General features: G+C 63.4%; 2 protein-coding genes. One reads left to right on the forward strand and one right to left on the reverse strand.

The features are described from left to right. Nucleotides 1–49: 49 nt before the first annotated feature. Entirely contained in the window at nucleotides 50–17,770 is a 17,721-nt protein-coding gene (locus tag AC6I7A_RS12795; protein WP_058957780.1) for an Ig-like domain-containing protein, read from the reverse strand. A 739-nt stretch (nucleotides 17,771–18,509) separates the two neighbouring features. Between AC6I7A_RS12795 and AC6I7A_RS12800 the strand changes: the two genes are divergently transcribed. After that, nucleotides 18,510–19,664 (forward strand): MFS transporter, encoded by a 1,155-nt coding sequence (locus AC6I7A_RS12800; protein WP_058957781.1) that lies wholly within the window; start codon nucleotides 18,510–18,512, stop codon nucleotides 19,662–19,664. The last annotated feature ends 19 nt before the right edge of the window (nucleotides 19,665–19,683 follow it).

Below are 19,683 nucleotides of genomic sequence, written 5' to 3' on the forward strand. Positions count from 1 at the left end.
GGTGCTTTCGCACCCGCGCCTCATAACCGCCTGACAGACAACGTCGTGGCTACATCACATGAACCTGCAGGTTCTGCTGAACCAGCACATCCCCCAGGGTGTTATCACTGGTCAGCGCCGAGTTGTGGTAGATCTCAAAGACTCTGCCATCCACCGTCCGTTCGCCGGTCACTTCCCAGATACCGCCATTGCTGTTAGCCAGAGTCACCTGACTGCCGTCCGCGCCTTTGATCAGCAAATCGTCACTCTGTTTATCCGTCAGATTGAGTGCCTCATTGAGATCGAGTTTCACCGAGTTGGTGCCGGTTTTACCCAAATCGAGTACTTCAATGTGTTCGACTTTCAGGCCCAGCGCGGTGAGATCCAGAGTGAGGTTCTCACCGTTCAGCACCAGGGTATCGGTGCCTGCGCCGCCATCAATATGGGTAAAGCTGAGGTCACTGACCGTCACGGTATCCGCGCCGCTGCTGCCGGTAACCGAGGCCCCCTGCGCCGTGCTGCCATCCGCCAGCGTAATGACTACCCCGCCGATGGTGTAACCCGCCTCTTCGGCCGGGGCTGCAGCCACCGCGGTGTCACTGACCATGGCGCTCTGGTTGCTGCTGACCGGCGTCGCAACATCCGCGTCGGTCACCAGCGTAGAGGCCACGGCCACATGGGCGCTGCCGTCATCGCTGCTGGTGCTGCTGTTGTGCTGCGTCTCCGTGCTGGCCACCGTGGCGCTGTCATCCACCACAGAGAACAGGGCCACGGACTCGGTAGCGGCCAGGGTGACCGGCAGTACAGAACCCAGCAGCAGGGTGTTGGTGGTGGTATAGCTGTTACCCGCCACGTCGGTAATCGACACTTTTGCCAGCGTGTTGAGCGACAGCAGCAGGCCACCCACCGACAGCAGTGACGGTGAGAAGTTGACGGCATAACGCCCCAGCGCGTCGGTAGTGGTATTCAGCGTTGGGCCGTTGCTGCCGTTGGCGAGCAGCAGCGTCACGCTGACTCTTGATCCCTGCGCCGCATTGAGCGATCCGCCCTGCACCACCAGACCGGTGAGCAGCGAACCGACGAGGCTGAGCACCGGATCGACCCCCACGACCGGCTGATTATGCGACAGCGCGGTAAAGCTGCTGGTGCTGGTGGCGGTGTTACCGCCAATATCCGTCACCGTCACCGTCAGAGGACGGCTGCCATCGGGGATGCTTTTCAGCGTCGCTGACGGCACGCTGACGCTCCATGCGCCATTGGCACCAATGGTGGTCGTGAGAATGTTACCCGCCACGTTTACCGTCACCGTGCCGCCCGCCGCATTAGTACTGGTGCCTCTGATGGTTTCCGCCGCACTGGCTTCCGCGATATTGAGGTAGCCATCGCCGCCAAAGAAGCTGCTTACGCTGACCGTTGGCGTGGTGTGGCTGACGACACCCAGCGACGCGGAGATGGTGCCGCTGCTGCCCGCGCCGTTGGTGACGCTGGCCGTCACGGTCTGCAGACCATCCGCGATGGCGGCGAGGCTGGCCGCCGGAACCGACAGACTCCAGTTGCCGTTGCTGCTCACCGTGGTGCTGTAGGTCTGGCCGCCCAGCGTGACCCGCACCACCGATCCCTCGGCGTTACTCGCGGTGCCGCTGATGGTCTGTGCCGTTTTCACATCCGCCGCGCTGAGCGCGCCGTCACCAAACAGCGAGGTAATCGCCACCACCGGCGTCGACTGGCTGATGACGTTCAGCGAGCCGCTGGCATTCGCCACGTTGCCGTAGGCATCCGTACCGGTCACCGTCACGGTTTTGCTGCCGTCCGTCAGCGCAGCCAGATCCGCTTTCGGCACGCTGATGCTCCAGTTACCGCCGCTGGCCACCTTAGTGGTGTAGGTAATACCATTCAGCGTGGCGCTGACGGTTGACCCCGCAGAGAGGCTGGAACTGCCGCTCAGCGTCTGGTTTGAGGCCAGATCGGCCGCGCTCAGCACGCCATCGCCGAATACCGTGTTAACCGAGAGGGTCGGCTGAACCAGTCCCAGCGAAACGCCTGCACTGGTGCTGCTGACGTTGCCGACCGGATCGGTGACCGAAGCGCTGACAGTGAAGTTACCGTTCAGCAGCGTCGAGAGCACGGCAGGAGAGACGGTGGTTGAGAAGGTGCCGTCGGCGTTGACCAGCGCGGTCGCGGTGGTGTTACCAATCGCCAGCCTGACGCTGCTGCCCGCGGCCACGCCGGAGACGGTGCCGCTGATGGTCTGCGTGACCAGCGACTCGGCCAGGTTGAGCACCCCGTCACCAAAAAGCGGATTGAGCGTCACTTTCGGCACGTTGTGAATGCCGACCAGTGCCCCCGCCGTGGCACTGTTAGTGTTACCGGCGCTGTCGGTGACGCTCACGCCCACCGTGAGATTGCCGTCCGCAATGCCCTGCAGCAGCGTCGGCGTCAGCGAGACGTTAAAATTACCGTTCGCATCGGTCGCCGTCACAAACTGCTGGGCGCCTACGGAGACCACCACGCGCGAGCCCGCTTCCGCGCCGCCCACCACGCCACCGATCACCTGGGTGACCAGCGCATCCGCCACGTTCAGCAGACCGTCACCAAACAGCGGATTGACGGTGATGGTCGGCAGCAGCGTGTCGACGCGGATGCCGGCGCTGGTGCTGGCGGTGTTACCCGCCGCATCGGTCACCGATGCCCCTACCGTCAGGTTCCCCTGCGCCAGGGTGCCCAGGATATCCGGTGTGACCGTGGCGCTGAAGGCCCCGCCCGCGCCGACGGTAGCCGTCAGCTGGCTGTTCCCCACCGAGAGTGTGACGACACTGCCCTGGGCGACGTTATTTACCACCCCGCTGATCACCTGCCCGGTCGCGATATCCGCCAGATTAAGCACCCCATCCCCGAACAGCGAAGTCAGCGAGATGGATGGCGTCTGGGTGAAGATGCCGACCGTGGCACTGCTGGAGGCGACATTGCCCGCCACATCCCGGACGCTGACGCCCAGCGTCAGGTTGCCATCCAGCAGGGAGGTGAGATCGCTGGCTGGCAGGTTAACGCTCCAGGCACCGCCCGCCTGCACGGTAGTGCTGTAACTTCTGCTGCCCAGGGTCACGGTGACCTGTGAACCCACCGCCGCATTGTCGATGACGCCACCCACCACCTGTCCGGCTGCGGCTTCCGCGATGTTCAGCAGGTTATCACCGCCAAACAGCCCGGTGAGCGCGCCGACGACCGGCACCGCATCGACAATCGCGGTGACGGTTTCACCCACGGTACGGGTGTTGCCTGCCGCATCCGTCAGCGTGACGTCAACGTCCAGCTGACCATCGCTTAACAGACCCAGCACCGACGGCGGCACCACGATAGCCCATTTACCATCCTGCCCCACCGCTGCCGAGAGCGTCGTACCGCCCAGCACCACGGAGACCGTCGCACCGACGCCCGCCGAGGTCGCCACCCCGGAGATGGTCTGCGCCACCGTGGTATCCAGCGCGCTGAGTGTGCCGTCGCCGAAGACCGAATCGACGACCAGCGTCAGCGCACTGTTGACCACTTTGTTGACCGTCAGCGTGGCATCCGTCTGGTTCCCGGCGGTGTCACTGACCCGCACGCCAAAGACCAGCGCGCCCTCAGTGAGGTTCGTCAGCACCTCCGGCGTCAGATCGATACTCCAGCGGCCGTCGGCTCCGACAATGGCGGTGGCAATCGGCGCGGCATCGCCCAGGTAGAGGCCGATGGTCTGGCCTTCTGCGCCCTGCGCACTGCCGGTGAGCACCTGCGTGGTCACCAGGTCCGTGGCATTAAGGACGTTATCGCCCGCCAGGGCATCCACCTGCAACACGGGCGCCCCGGTATCCACCGTGACCGTCTGTGTCGCCGTGGTCACGTTGCCCGCCACATCCGCCAGCTGCGCGGTGATCTGCAGTGAACTGCCACTGGTGAGCGCCTGCATATCGCTGGCGGGCACCGTGGCCGACCAGCTGCCATCCCCCTGCACCACCGCGTTGTAGGTTTTGTTGTTAAAGGTCACCAGCACCGTGCGACCGGCTTCGCTGACATCGGCGGTGCCGCTGATGGTCTGACTGGTGGCACTTTCACTGCCGTTGACCTGATTGTCGCCTGCAAAGGCATCCAGGTTCAGCGTCGGTGGCGTCAGGTCAATCACGATGTTATTGCTGACGCTGACGGTATCCGTGCCGTTCGTCGCATTTACCGTGACGGTCGCGCTGCCATCTGTTTCGCCAAACGCGCTGACCGGCAGGGTCGCCGTTGACCAGTTGCCTGACGCATCCAGCGTGGTGGTGTATTCAAGGTCATTGATCACCACCGTCACCGTGCCCCCGGTGCCGAGATTGGCCGAGGTGCCACTCACCACCACGCCCCCCGCGACATCCTGGGTGCTGATGATGTTATCGCCCGACACGGTGCCCAGTGTCACCAGCGGGCCTGGCGGTGGGGTCAGATCGACCGTCAGCGGAACGGAGCCGGTGGCGAGGTTGCCTGCCAGATCGGTCACCGACAAGGCCAGCGTGGTGGAAGGCCCGAAGGTGGCCATCTGCTCTGGCGTCAGCGTCAGACTCCAGTTGCCGTTGGCCGCCACTATCGCCGTGCCAAGCGGGGTATCATTCAGCGAGACGGTGACCACTGCGCCCGTCCCTGCTCCCGTTGCGGTGCCGCTGAGGGTCTGTGGCTGAATGCTCTCCGCGTAATTGAGTACGTTGTCGCCAGTGAACGCCGAGGCAGTGAGCACGGGTGGGGTTTTGTCCAGAACAAAGGCGCTGTTAAGCGTCGTGCTGTTACCCGCCGCGTCCGTGGCCGTGATGATGACCGGATAGGTGCCATCCGTCAGCGCGGAAAGCTGCGCCGTCGTCAGCGGCACCGACCAGTTGCCGTTCTCATCCGCAGTCGCGGTATAGACTGTGCCTGCCAGCGTGAGCTGCACCGTCTCATTGACACCCGCGGTGCCGCCCAGGGTAATGCCGCCTGCCACATCAGCCGCATTAACATAGCCCCCGAAGTAGTCCGGATTGAGCGCAGGCTGAGGTGCGCTGAGATCGGCGGTGAACGGCAGCTGCGCCGAGGCGCTGTTGCCTGCCGCATCCACCACGTTCACCGTCAGCGTCTGCGCGCCATCATCCAGGGCACTCAGCGCGTTAGCAGGGATCGTGACGCGCCAGTTCCCGTTACTGTCAACGACACCCGAATAACGGCTGCCATTGAAATCAACGGTAATGCTGGCCGCCTGGTTTGCCCCGACGCTGCCGGTGGTGCCGGTCAGGATCACGCCAGCCGCCGCTTCACTGATGTTAAGCAGGCCGTCGCCGCCAAAGGCATCCGGGCTGAAGGTCGGCACCGGCACCGCCACTTCCGTTACCACACTCAGCGCCGTCGTGTCGCTGTTACCGGCGACATCGGTGGCGGTCACGGTGATGGTGTGCGCCCCGCTGGTGAAGGTGCTTAACTGCGCAGGCGACAGCGCCAGAGACCAGCTGCCATCTTCCTGCACCGTGGCCGTCAGCGGCGCATCGCCGTTAAAGCCTGAAATCAGTACCGAGACCGTCTGCCCGGCACCGGTAATGCCGGTGGTGCCACTGAGCGTCTGTTCACTGAGCGCTTCTTCAGCATTCAGCGCACCATCCCCGAACGGCAGGTTCAGCGTGACGTCCGGCAGCGCGTTAACGGCGACCAGCAGGCTGCCGCTGGTGCTGGCAATGTTGCCGTCCTCATCGGTGACGGTCACCGTCACCGGCCAGCTGCCATCCGGCAGGAACTGCAACAGCGCCGGTGACAGCGCCAGCGACCAGCGCGTCCCATCCTCGCTGAGCTGGGCGGCGTAGACGGAGCCATTCACATTTACCGTCACCGACGCCGCGTTATCAATGCTGACCGCGCCGCTCAGTGAACCCCCTGCGGCCGCCTCATCCGCATTGAGCCTTCCATCGGTAAAGGGCGTGTCCAGCGTGGGCGCCGCAATCGGCGTAATCGCCGAGACAAAAGTCTGGGTCGTGACGCTGGTATTACCTGCCCGATCGGTGGTGGTGAGGGTCAGCGTCTGTTCACCCGCCCCCAGGCTGGCGATCACCTCTGGCGTCAGGCTGGCTGTCCAGTTGCCACTGGCATCCACCGTCACGGACAGCGGGATGTTCTGATCGCCCACCGTCACGCTCAGGGTCTGGCCCGGGAGAGGGTCCGATGTCCCGGTGACAAGCTGAACGACACCCGCTTCACTGATGTTAATGATGTTGTCGCCGAACAACGTGCTGTCAAAGGTGGCGTTATCCGGCGCAGCCTGCAGGATCTCAACCCCGGCGGTCACCTGGGCCGGATTGCCCGCCGCATCGGTGGCAGTCACCACCACGTCGGTCACGCCATCGTCCAGCCCTGACAGCGCGCCCGCGGCCAGATTCAGCGTCCAGTTGCCGCTGGCATTGGTCGTGGTGCTGAAGTCCAGCCCGCCAATGGTGATGCTAATCAGGCTGCCCTCCGGCAGATTGGTGCTGTCGCCGCTCAGCGTGAGCGCGCCCGCAGCGTCTGCAGCACTGACCAGCGCATCGCCAAACGGCGTATCCAGCGTCAGCGCAGGTAGCGTATTAAACGCCACGTCCAGCGAGGTGGTGGTATCCGTGGTGGTATTGCCCGCCGCGTCGGTGACGGAAACCGCGATCGCGTTAGCACCATCTGCAAGCTGCTGCAGATCGGCTGACGGGATGGTGACGGACCAGTTACCGTCGGCATCGGCCGTGGTGCTGTAGCTGACATTATTCAGCGTCACCGTCACCGGCAGGGCCCCCGTGGTGGAACCGCTGACGCTGATATCCTCCAGCGACTCTGCAAAGTTCAGGGTGTCACCTGAACTGACGGTGATCGCCGTCAGTGCTGGCGGTGTGGTGCTGAACGTCACCGTCTGGCTGGCAGTGGCCGGATTCCCGGCAATGTCGCTGGCGGTCACGGTAAGGGTCTCCGTGCTGCCCGCCGTCACGCCGGCAAAGGCGGTGGAGGGAAGAATCACCGTCCAGTTGCCGTCAGCGTCCAGCGTCGTCACATAGTCCGTGCCGTTAAACGACACGGTCACCGGGGTGCCCGCGGCCAGCTGGGTGCTGCTACCGCTGACCACCACATCCGCGGCGGCCTCGCTGGCATTGATCACATCATCCCCTGCCACCACATCCAGGGTCAGCGTTGGCTGCGCCTGGGCGCTGGCCAGCACCACCAGTGAGGCGCTGCTGCTGGCCGGGTTGCCGGAGGCATCCGCAGAGACCACCACCAGCAGCTGATCGCCATCCGGCAGCGCGCCCAGATCGGCGGCCGGCACGGTTACCGTCCAGCTGCCATCCTGAGTCACCGTGCCGCTGTACTGAACGTTGTTCAGCGTCACCGTGACCAGCTGGCCCTCGGCCAGATTGGTGCTGCTGCCGCTGATGCTCAGATCCTGCAGCGACTCAGCCTGATTCAGGAAATTGTCACCGCTGATCGGCCCGATCGTCAGGGTCGGCAGGCCGGCACTGTCTGCATCACGCGTCAGGGTGGTGGTCGCGCTGCTGCTGTTGCCCGCCGCGTCCGTCAGCGTCACGCTGACCGGGTAGCCGCCATCGGTCAGCCCCTGCATCACACTGGCCGGCAGCGTCACCTGCCAGCTGCCATCAGAGAGCACCAGAGTGGTGTAATTACTGTTCTGGAAAGTGACGGTGACCGTCTGTCCGGCATCCTCCGCTGACGCGCTGCCGCTGATGGTGACGGCTTCCAGCACTTCCAGAGCGTTAACAATATTATCGTCACTGATCGGGTCCAGGCTCAGCGCAGGCGGCGTCCGATCCACCGTGACCGCACTGGTCAGCGAACCGCTGTTTCCGGCCCCATCGCTGGCATTCACCACCAGGGTATTCACCCCTTCATCCAGCGTCTGCACCGCCTCCGGCGTCAGGGTCAGCGTCCAGTTGCCCTGTGCATCCACCGTGGCGTTGTAGTCTTCGCCACCCAGGGAGACGGTGACCGTCTGGCCCTCACCGGTGACGCCGGTGCTGCCACTCAGGGTCTGACTGACGCCGGTCTCACTCTGGTTCAGATAACCGTTGCCGAACGGGGTATCAATCGTCACCGACAGCGCGCCGGTCGCCAGCGTAATGTCACGGGTTTCCGTCACCGGATTACCCGCCGCATCACTGACCGTTACCGTCAGGGTATAGGCCCCGGCCGGGATACCGGCCAGCGCACCGGCTGGCAGTGTCAGGCTCCAGTCGCCATCCTGAGTCACAGTGGTGGTATAGCGCTGGTTGTTGAGGGTGATGGAGACCGTCTGTCCGGCTTCGGCACTGGTCGTCCCGCTGAGCACGATCGGTCCGGTGCTCTCTGCGATATTCACGATGTCATCATCCGCGACGGCCGCCAGCGTCAGCGTAGGTGGCGTCAGATCCACCGTGACGCTGCCCTGGGTGCTGCCTGTGTTACCGGCGGCATCCTGCACCGTGACGGTGTAGCTGAGGGTCTCTTCCGGCAGGTCAGCCAGCGCCGTCGCGGGAACGGTCACCAGCCAGTTGCCATTGCCGTCGACGGTGCCGGTGTAGGTCACGCCATTCAGCAGCACGCTGACGCTCTGTCCGTCGCCCGTTACGCCGGTGGTGCCGCTCAGGCTCTGTGCCGCGGTAACGTCGCTGCTGTTGAGCGCGCCATCACCAAACGCCGAGACGATGAGCGGTTCAGGCAGGCCGGTCGCCAGCACGCTGAGCGTGGCTTCGCTGCTGAGGGTTGCTCCGCCGCTGTCGGTCGCGGTGACCGTCAGCGTGTAAGGTCCATCGGCGAGCGCCGTCAGTGCCTCCGCCGGAACGATAACGCTCCAGCGCCCGCTGGCCGAAACCTGGGCGGTGTAAGCGGTGTCGTTGAACAGCAGCGTGACGGTACTGCCCGCCGGCACGTTTACCGCAGTGCCGGTGACAATCAGCGGCTGACTCAGCTCCTGCGCATTGAGGTAGTTATCTTCGCTGATGGCATCCAGCGCCAGACCAGACGCGTTGCTGTTGACGTCAAAAGCGAGGTTGCTGGTGGTGGTGTTACCCGCCACGTCGCTGACCGCCACGGTAAATGTGGCGCTGCCATCGGCAAGCGCAGCCAGCGCGCCGGCTGGCACAATCAGACTCCAGGCCCCGCTGGCCTGGACGGCGGCGCTGTAGACCGTTCCGTCAAGCGTGACGGTCACCAGCTGGCCCGCCTCGACATTGGTTGTCGTGCCGCTCAGCCGCTGGTCGGTGAGGCGTTCCGCGCCATCGACCACATTGTTGCCAGCAAAGGCATCCAGGGTCAGCGTCGGCAGCGTGCCCGCCTCCACTTTCAGCGCCAGATCGCGGCTGGTGGTGGTGACGTTGCCGGCCGCATCGCTGGCGGTAACCGTCAGTGGATAGCTGCCGTTAACCAGCCCGCTGTAGACGGTGGCGGGCAGCGTCAGCGACCAGTTGCCGCTGGCGTCAGCGGTGGTGCTCAGGCTGGTGCCGTTGAAGCTGGCCACAATCAGTGCATTGGCTTCGCTGCTGCCGTTCAGCGTCAGCGGCTGCTGACTTTCAGCGGCGTTGATGATGCCGTCGGACGGCGTGACAACGGTCAGCACCGGCGGCAGCGTATCGACCCGCAGCGTGCCTGTCGCCTGGCTGCTGTTGCCCGCCACATCACTGACCACCACGTTGTAAGCCGTGTCGCCCTGCGGCAGCGCAGCGAGTGCGCCAGCCGGAACCGTGACCTGCCAGTTGCCCGCAGCATCGACCGTGCCGCTGTAGCTGACGCCATCCAGCGTAATGGTGACCGTCTGACCGTCACCCGTTACGCCGGTGTTACCGGTGATAGCCCCTCCGGTTGCGGCTTCGCCGCTATTCACAATGCCATCATCAAAGGCCACGCCCGGCGTCGCGACCGGCAGCGCGCTGGCCACGACCGTCAGGGTGGTGTCTGTGGTCGCCAGCGGCTGGCCGTTTGCATCGCTGACGGTGGCGGTCAGGGTCTGCGGCCCATCCGCCACGCCGCTGAAGGTGCCTGCCGGTAATGCCAGGCTCCAGTTGCCATCGGCGTTAAGCGTGGTGGTGAACGGCGTCCCGTTGGCGTCAACGGTGACCAGGCTTCCGGCAGGAAGACCGCTGCTGCTGCCGCTGACGACGACGGGGCCGTTCAGCTCGCCTGCATTCAGATAGTTATCGTCGCTGACGGGTGCCAGCGCAATCGCAGGCAGTGTGTTGTCCACACTGAAGTTAAGCGGCGCGCTGGCGCTGTTACCGACGGCGTTGTTCACGCTGACAATCAGCGTCTGACTGCCCTCGCCCAGATCCGCCAGCGCGCCCGCGGGCAGAATGATGCTCCAGTTGCCACTTGCCTCAACCACCCCGCTGTAATCGGTGCCGTTCAGTGAAACCGTGACCTGCTGACCTGGCTCGACGTTGAGGCTGCTGCCGCGCAGGGTAATCGGCTGTAACTGCTCCGCGGCGGTGACGATGCCGTCACCGGCAAAGGTGCTGCTGTCGACGCTCAGTTGCGGCTGCACCGCTGGCGAGGTGGCCACATTGAGATCCACCACCTGGCTGCTCTGATTTCCGCTGGCGTCCGTTTCGGTCACCGTAACGGGATTCGGGCCGGACGGCAGCGCCGCCAGATCGCCAGACGCGATCTCCAGCGTCCACTGACCGTTCACCGCGACGGTGGTGCTGTAAGTCTGACCATTAAGCTGAACCGTCACGAGGTCGCCGTTCTGTCCGCTGCCGCTGACCACCAGCGGCTCTGCCAGTTCGCCGACGCTCAGCGCGTTATCCTCGCTGATTGGCGCAACCACCAGCGGAGGTGGCGTCGTGTCGACGGTCAGCGAACTGTTCTGGCTGCTGCTGTTACCGGCTGCATCGGTCACCGTCACCACAACCGGATAGCTGCTGCCGCTGGCCAGACCGGCCAGTGCCGCAGGCGGCACGGCCAGAGCCCAGAGACCGTCTGCGCCGACGGTGCCGGTGTAGGTCACGCCATTCAGGGTCAGGCTGACCTGGTCGCCCTCACTGCCTGCACCACTGAAACTGAACCCGGCCGCCTGTTCAGCAAGGTTCAGCACACCATCGCCCGTTGGCGGGTTGATGCTGAAGTCCGGCACGCTGGTGTCGACGGTAACCGGCACCGGCGTGGTGGCGACGTTGCCGCCCACGGTAGTTACGGTGACGCTGAGATCGTAACGGCCATCGGCCAGCTGAATCAGATCGGCGGAGGGCAGCGTTGCACTCCAGCTGCCATCGGCGGCCACGACGGCGTTATAGGTTTCGCCGCCCAGCAGAAGGCTGACGCTGCTGCCCGGCGCAGCGGTACCGCTGACGATCAGGTCGGCGGCGGCTTCCGCCGCGTTAATGACGCCATCGGTGGCAATCGGGTTCACGGTCAGCGCCGGTGTGCCGGTATCCACCGTCAGCGGTTCACTGATGCTGGTGCTGTTACCCGCGCTATCGCTCACCGTTACGGTAATCGGGTTGCTGCCCTGAGCAAGGGCCTGCAGCGCTTCCGGCGGCAGCGTGACGCTCCAGGTGTTATCCGCCGCGACCGTTGCCGGATAGCTGACGCCGCCCAGAGTGACGCTGACGGCCTGGCCTTCCGTGACGGAACCGGTCAGGGTCTGCGGCGCGGTGACCTCGTTATTGCTGAGGATGCCGTCAGTGAAGGGAGTATCAATCTGCGGGGCTGCCAGCGGTGTGGTTGCCACCAGCAGCGTCTGGCTGCTCTGCACGTCGCCGGAAGTAACGGTCACCGTGGTGTCACCCTGCGACAGGTTCGCCAGATCGGCGGCGGGCACGGTAACCGTCCAGTTACCGTCCGGATCGATGGTGGTGCTGTAAACGGTCCCGCCCGGCACCAGCGTCACGCTGACCGAGCTGCCTTCAGGCAGGCTGGCGGAACTGCCGCTGAGGATCAGATCGCTCTGCGCTTCCAGCGCATTCAGCGCGTTATCTTCACTTATCGGCGCAATCGACAGCAGCGGCGTGTCACTGGTGACCACGGTGATCAGCCCCTGCGCGGGCTGCGCCGGGTTGCCAGCCACATCGGTGATCGCCACGGTAAAGGGCTTATCGCCCGCGCCTCCCAGCGATCCGGCAGGCAGCGTCACGCTCCAGCTTCCGTTTGCCTGCACCACACCCTCATAAGACTGGTTGTTGATGGTTACCACGACCGGCTGGCCTGCCGGTACGCCAGTCACACTGCCGGTAATGAGTGTGTCAACACGCTGTTCCGCGCTGTCGATCTGGTTGTCGCCGGTCACAGGATCCAGGGTCAGCACCGGCGATGCGGCCGCCAGTACCGTCACGCTGGAGGCGACGCTGCTGCTGTTGCCATACGCGTCGCTGAGCACCACCTCCACCGGATAGCGGGCATCGCCCAGCTGGCTGACGACCGCCGCAGGCACCGTAACCTGCCACGCGCCGCTGGTATCCACGGTGGCAGTGTAGGTTTCGCCATTGAAACTCACCGAAACCGTGTCGCCCTGCACGCCTCCGCGCCCGTCAATCGTCAGATCCTGGCTATGTTCCGCGATATTGATGTAACCATCACTGCCCGGTGTGGAGACGGTCAGCTGCGGCGGCGTGGTCGCAAAGATTGGGGCACTGTTGATCAACGTGGTATTCCCGTCACCATCCGTCGCCACCACTGCCAGCGGCTGTGTTCCGTCAGGAACAGCGGCCAGGTCGGATGCCGGAATGGTGACGCTCCAGCGGCCCCCCTCCGCCACGACGACGGTGTAGGTCTGGTTATTCAGCGTCACGCTGATCGTATCGCCCGCGTCGCCGCTTCCGCTGACGATCAGCGGCTGCTGTGCATCGATGACGTTGATGACGCCATCGTCGCTGATCGCATCCAGCGTCAGCGCAGGCACTGCGGTGGCAACCCGCAGTGACGTGTTCTCTACGCTGCTGTTGCCCGCCGGATCGGTCACGGTGACCGTCACCGGATAGGTCTGACTGGTCAGCGTGCCCAGATCGGCCACCGGCACCTGCGCACTCCAGTTGCCATTTTCGTCAACCAGCGCGCTGTAGGTTTTGTCGTTTAACTCAACCGTGACCTGATCGCCCGGGGTGCCGGTTCCGCTGATCAGCAGCGGCTGGGTCAGTTCATTACTGGTCAGCACACCGTCACCGCCCGGCGCGTTAACTGACACGTCCGGCGACAGGGTGCTGACGGCCAGCGTCTGCGACTGGCTGACCGTATTGCCGCTGGCATCCGTCAGGGTGACCACCAGCGTATAACTGCTGCCCTCAGCCAGCGCCTGCAGATCCTCCGCGGGCAGATCCACCGTCCAGTTACCCTGTGCATCTGCCGTGGCGCTGTAGATCAGGTTATTCAGCGTGACCGAGACGACGTCGCCCGGCGCGGCACCTGAACCACTGACCGGCACGCCCGCCGCCACTTCAGCGCCGTTAAGAATGCCATCTCCGCCTGCCACCGCCGCCACAATCAGATTCGGTGGCAGGGTATCGACGCTGAAGTCCAGCGTCTGGTCGACACGGTTACCCGCCTCATCAATCGCGGTCAGCGTCAGCGTGTTAGCGCCCTGCGGCAGTAAGGCGAGATCGGCGGCGGGCAGCGTCAGGCTCCAGCTGCCGTCCTCATTCACCGTGGTGCTGTAGGTTTTCCCGTTGAGTTCCAGGGTGACCTGCTGGCCCGGCACGGCTTTACCGGTGTTTCCGCCGATCGTCAGGTCGCTGCCTGCTTCCGCCTGATTCAGAATGCCATCGCTGATCGCACTCTCATCCAGGGTGATTTGCGGCAGCGTGTTCACCACCACATTGAGCTGTGCGGCGTCGGTCAGCAGCGCTCCACTGGCATCGGTGGCCGTTGCGGAGATCAGTTTTGTCCCGTCGGTGATGCCGGTGAGGTCGCTGGCCGGAACGATGACGCTCCAGAAGCCGTTGCTGTTTACCACCGCGCTGTAGGTGTTGTCGTTAAAGGCCACCAGCACCGTCTGGCCGGGGTTAACGCCCACTGCCGAGCCGCTGATGATCAGATCGCTGGCGGCCTCCTGCTGGTTCAGGAAACCGTCGAGACTGAGTGGTTCAGCGATGGTGAGCACGCCCGGTTCGCCTGCGGCAGGCGCGACGTTGATATCCCGGCTGCCGCTGGCTGAAACGCCCGCCGCCGTGGTTACGCTGGCGACCAGGGTGGTGGTGCCTGCTGCCAGTGCGCTCAGCGCAGCGGACGGGATCGGCAGACTCCAGCTGCCATCCGCCTGAACGGTGGTGCTGTAGGTCTGCCCGTCCAGCGTGAGGGTGACCGTCTGGCCCGCCTCTACGTTGCTGGTGCTGCCTGACAGCGTCTGGTCCAGCGCTTTTTCGCTGTTGTCGAGCAGGTCGTCGCCGGCAAAAACAGCGATCGTCAGCGTTGGTGCGCCCGGCTCCGGTGAGGCTTCCACCACAATGACCCGATCTTCACTGGCGACCACACCCGCCTGGGTGGTTACGCTGGCGCTGAAGGTCGCGTTGCCCGCCGCCAGGGCGGCCAGGGCGCTGGAGGGGATGGTCAGGCTCCAGCTGCCATCGGCCCCGACGGTGGCGCTGTAACTCTGGTCGCCCAGCGTCACCGTCACCACCTGGCCCGCCTCAACATTGCTGGTGCTGCCGCTCAGCAGCTGGTCACTGGCTTTCTCGTCGTTGCTCAGCACATCATCACCGGCGAACTGATTGAGTGTGATGACCGGCTGGCCCGGTTCGGTCACCGGGGCTTCAACGACGATACCCAGCGTGTCGCTGACAGTTGTACCGGCCGCATTGCTGACCGTCACCACCAGTGAGGCCGGGCCTGCTGCCAGTGCGCCCAGCGCATCGGCCGGAATCGCAATATTCCAGCTGCCGTCAGCGCTGACCGTTCCGCTGTAACTCTGTCCACCCAGCGTGACCGTCACAATCTGGCCCGCCTCGACGTTGGTGGTGCTGCCGGAGATGGCCTGCGCCTCCAGCTTCTCCTCATTGCTTAACACGTTGTCTTCAGCAAAGGCATTCAGGGTCAGCGTCGGGTTGCCTGGTGCGGTGCCCGAGGACTCCACCAGGAAGTCACGCGTTTCGCTGACCGGGTTCCCCGCCTGATCCGTTACCGTGGCGCTCAGGGTGGCGCTGCCTGCCGCCAGCGCCGCCAGTGAACTGGCCGGCACCGTGAGGCTCCAGCTGCCATCCGCGCCGACCGTGGCGGTAAAGGTTTCCCCGTTCAGGGTGACGGTAACCTGCTGGCCCTCTGCGATATTAGTGGTCGTACCGGTCAGCAGCTGGTCGCTGGCTTTTTCGCTGTTGCTGAGGATGTCATCCCCGGCAAAGGCGTCGAGGGTCAGTGTGGCGGCTCCCGGCTGCGTCGCCGGGGCGTCTACCGTGATCGGCTGCGTTGCGGTCACGCTGTCACCCGCCGCATTGCTGACGGCAACCGTCAGCGTGGTTGTGCCCGCTGCCAGCGCGGAGAGCGCCGTGGCGGGCACCGTGACGCTCCAGCTGCCATCCGGCTGCACGGTGGTGCTGTAGGTCTGGCCGCCCAGTGTGACCGTGACCACCTGCCCGGCTTCGATATTGGTGGTGGTGCCACTGACCGCCTGGTCGACCGTCTTCTCGTCGTTGCTCAGCAGGTTATCGCCAGCAAAATCATTCAGGATCAGCCCCGGCACGCCAGGTTCTGTAGCAGGCGCTTCCACCGCAATATCGCGGGTTTCACTGCCGGTTGCCCCCGCGAGGTTGCTGACCGTAACGCTGATGGCATTGCTGCCCGCAGGCAGGCTGCTCAGGGCAGCGGCCGGGATAATCACACTCCAGTTTCCACTGCCATCCACAGTGCCGAGGTAAGTCTGTCCCCCCAGGGTAACGGTTACCGTCTGCCCCGCTTCGACATTGGTGGTGCTGCCTGAGAGAGTCTGCGCCGTGCCTTTTTCGTCGTTGCTCAGGATGTCATCCCCGGCGAACTGATCGATGGTCAGGGTAACGTCGCCCGGCTGTGTCACCGGGGCCTCTACCGTAATCGGCAGGCTACTGGTCACGGTGTTACCGGCTGCATCGCTGACTGACACCGTCAGCGTGGTTTCACCAGCCGCCAGGGCGCTCAGGGCCGCCTGGGGCAGCGTGACACTCCAGTTGCCCTGCGCATCCACGCTGCCGCTGTAGGTCTGACCGCCCAGCGTGACGGTGACAATCTGTCCGGCTTCAATATTGCTGGTGCTGCCGGTCACGGTCTGATCGCTGGTTTTTTCTGCGTTAGTCAGCTGATTGTCGCCGGTAAAATCATCCAGCGTGAGGGCGGGCGCGCCCGGGACGGCGGGCGTATCGACGCTGATCGCGCGGTTTTCGCTGGCTTCAATGCCCGCCTGGGTGGTGACTACTGCGGAGATCGTGACCGTTCCGGCGGCCAGGGCATTCAGCGCGGCAGACGGCAGCGTAATGCTCCAGTTGCCCTGGGCATCGACCACAGCGCTGTAGGTCTGGTCGCCCAGCGTCAGCGTGACAACCTGTCCCGCTTCCACATTGGTGGTGGAACCGCTCAGCGTCTGGGCGCTGTTTTTCTCCGGATTACTGAGAATGTCATCGCCGGCAAACTGATCGATGGTAATGACCGGCGTCCCCGGCTGGGTCAGAGGGGCTGCAACACTGACGCTCAGGCTGCCGCTGGCGGAGGCACCCGCCTGATTCGCGACCGTGGCCGTCACCGTGGTGGTGCCTGATGCCAGCGCTGCGAGCGCATCAGCAGGCACGGTCACGCTCCAGCTGCCATCACCGGCAACGGTGCCGCTGTAGGTCTGACCGCCGAGCGTGACGGTAACAATCTGTCCGGCTTCGACATTGCTGGTGCTGCCGGATAAGGCCTGCGGCGTGGTTTTTTCCGTGTTATCCAGCACGTTATCGCCGGCGAAAGGATTCAGGCTGATGGCGGGCGTCGCAGGGGTGCCCGGATCGGCAGCAGCCACGGTAATGGGCAGCGACCCGCTGGCGGCGGTGCCTGCTGCGTTTGTCACGCTGACCGCGATCGTGGCAGAGCCGGCGGCCAGGGCCGCCAGCGCGGCAGCAGGCACGGTCACGCTCCAGCTGCCGTCAGCGCCCACCGTCGTGTTGTAGGTCTGGCCGCCCAGGGTCACCGTGACAACCTGTCCCGCCTCGACATTGCTGGTGGAACCGCTCAGCAGCTGATCGGTGGTTTTTTCGGCATTATCCAGCACATTATCGCCGGCAAAGGTGTTGAGCGTGATGGCGGGGCTGCCTGGCGTACCTGGCGTGCCGGGGTCAGTGCCAGGGTCGGTACCGGGATCCGTGCCGGGATTCGTACCGGGATCGCTGCCGCCGTCATTTCCGCCGCCACCGCCTCCGCCGCCCCCCCCCAGACCCACGGCCAGCCCGGCTAAGCCCAGTACGCCGAGACCGCCCGCGGTGATCACACCCATCGAGGCGTTGGTGTTATCGGCCAGCAGCAGTGGCTCGACGCTCTCGAGTGATTCGTAGGTTGGTGTGACGGAACCGGAGGCCAGTTCAGTGCCTTCTGCGGTCTGCGGGAACAGGGCATGTTCCGGTGGATTGACCCCATCATCGAACACCAGCTCACTGTGATTACCCTCGGCATCATCAACAAAAAATTTCTGATAGCGGACGGTGCTGCCGTCACGCATGTGCAGGACCAGGTCATTTCCCTGGCGCTCATATTGCGTGACCAGTTCGCGGGTGCCATTGATGCGCACGACGCTGGGCTCGGTGAGGTTAATGGATTGTGATGAACCGGGAGTGGCCTGCGAGATGAGCGTGCCGTTTTCGCGCGAGATGATGTCTACACGGCCTTGCGTGAGTTCTGCCATTTGTAACCTCTACTCCACCAGATTAGCTAATATACTGAATCCGTAAACATAAATTTATTTTACGTTTACGATATTCACACTTAGTTCCACCCACTGAAAAACAGCGGGCGCGTTAACCTGGTGTATGTAGTAAGGGCAAAGCCAAGCGGCGCCTCAGATCCTGGTCCGGGCAGAAAACAACGCTTTTATTGTTAGATTAAGTTGTACAGACGGACGCGAAACGTAGCGGTTCTGACAAAATAACTTTTATCCTAAACGTGCTGAAAATCAACACCAATGTACAGATTTAATTATGATTTAACCTTTATTACATAAGTCAGTCTTGCTATAAAACGTTCATGAAATAACGCTTTGCCCTTGATTTTTCATGTCAATTTGTGGCGGGATGTTTCCATAAATGTCACAAAACGGCTAAAATATCGCCATTCTGAGAACTTCAGGGCGCTGAAAAGATTTTTTTAGTTATGCGATTCAGCCAGCATTTCCCACCGGGACGACAGCTTCGTTTAAGCAGACAACCCGTTGAAAACGGCACTGAAATTTGAGTTAAGTCGACCTGCGCGGCGTCCCGTCCTGCCAGGAAAGTTCTGGAAAAAATCCGCAGCGCATTAAAAATCGGTAAACTCCCGGTTTTGTCATATTGATGAGGGTGCTGCACCCCTGCTGATAAGAGGCGCGACGGCCACAGATTGCCGGCCGGTGCTACACTTTTTCGCTTTATCACTGATGAATCTGACCTATGACCGCACTGGACGCTGCACAACAACATCAACAGCAGAGCCGCCTGAACTGGGGCACCCGCACCATCTTTCTGATCAACGGGTTAGGCATGTCAGCCTGGGCACCGCTGGTGCCGTTTGCCCGTGATCGTCTGCAGCTGAGCGGCGCCTCACTGGGTGCGTTGCTGCTCTGTCTCGGCATCGGTTCACTGGCGGCGATGCCGGTCACCGGCACGCTGGTTGCGCGGTTTGGCTGCCGTCGGGTGATGTGCTTCTCCACTCTGTTAGTGCTGGTCATGATGCCGCTGCTGGCCACGGCGGACTCGCATCTGCTGATGGCGGCCGCGCTGATGCTGTTTGGTGCCGGGCTGGGCATGCTGGATGTCGCCATGAATTATCAGGCGGTTCAGGTTGAACAGGCGGCGGGTAAACCGATGATGTCCGGCTTTCATGGCTTCTTCAGCCTTGGCGGCATTCTGGGTGCAGGGACGGTCAGCCTGCTGCTGAGCCAGTCGTTCTCCCCGCTGGCCGCCACGCTGGTGGTGATGGCCGTGATGCTGCTGCTGTTACTGTGGCGCATCCCGGTTTTAATGAATGAGCGTCTCCATCAGCCCGACCAGCCCTGGCTGGTGATACCGCGTGGCTGGGTGGCGTTTCTCGGCCTGCTCTGCTTTATTCTCTTTCTGGCAGAGGGTGCGGTGCTCGACTGGGGCGCGCTGCTGCTGCTGCAGAACCCGGCGATGTCAACGGCCTATGCCGGCCTCGGCTATGCCACCTTCTCCGTGGCAATGACGCTGGGGCGGTTCAGCGGCGATAAAATCATCCAGCGCTTTGGTCGCTATCCGGTGATGATAACCGGGGCGCTGACCGCCGCAGCGGGCATGACGCTGGCGGTGTGGCTGCCGTGGCCGGAGATCGCCCTGCTGGCTTTCCTGCTGGTCGGCTTTGGTTTATCCAATACGGTGCCGATGTTGTTCAATGCTGCCGGGAATCAACAGGATATGCCCGCGAACCTGGCGATTTCTGCCATGACAACGCTGGGATATGCGGGTATTCTCTCAGGTCCGGCTTTAATCGGATTCATTTCGCAATGGATCAGCCTCAGCGGCGCGTTTTTAGTGATCGCCCTGCTGCTGTTAGTGGTAGCCGCCAGTGCGCGAAGAGTTGCGCGATAATTCAGGTACCTGACACGCT

The sequence above is a fragment of the Type-F symbiont of Plautia stali genome (genome assembly GCF_059731105.1).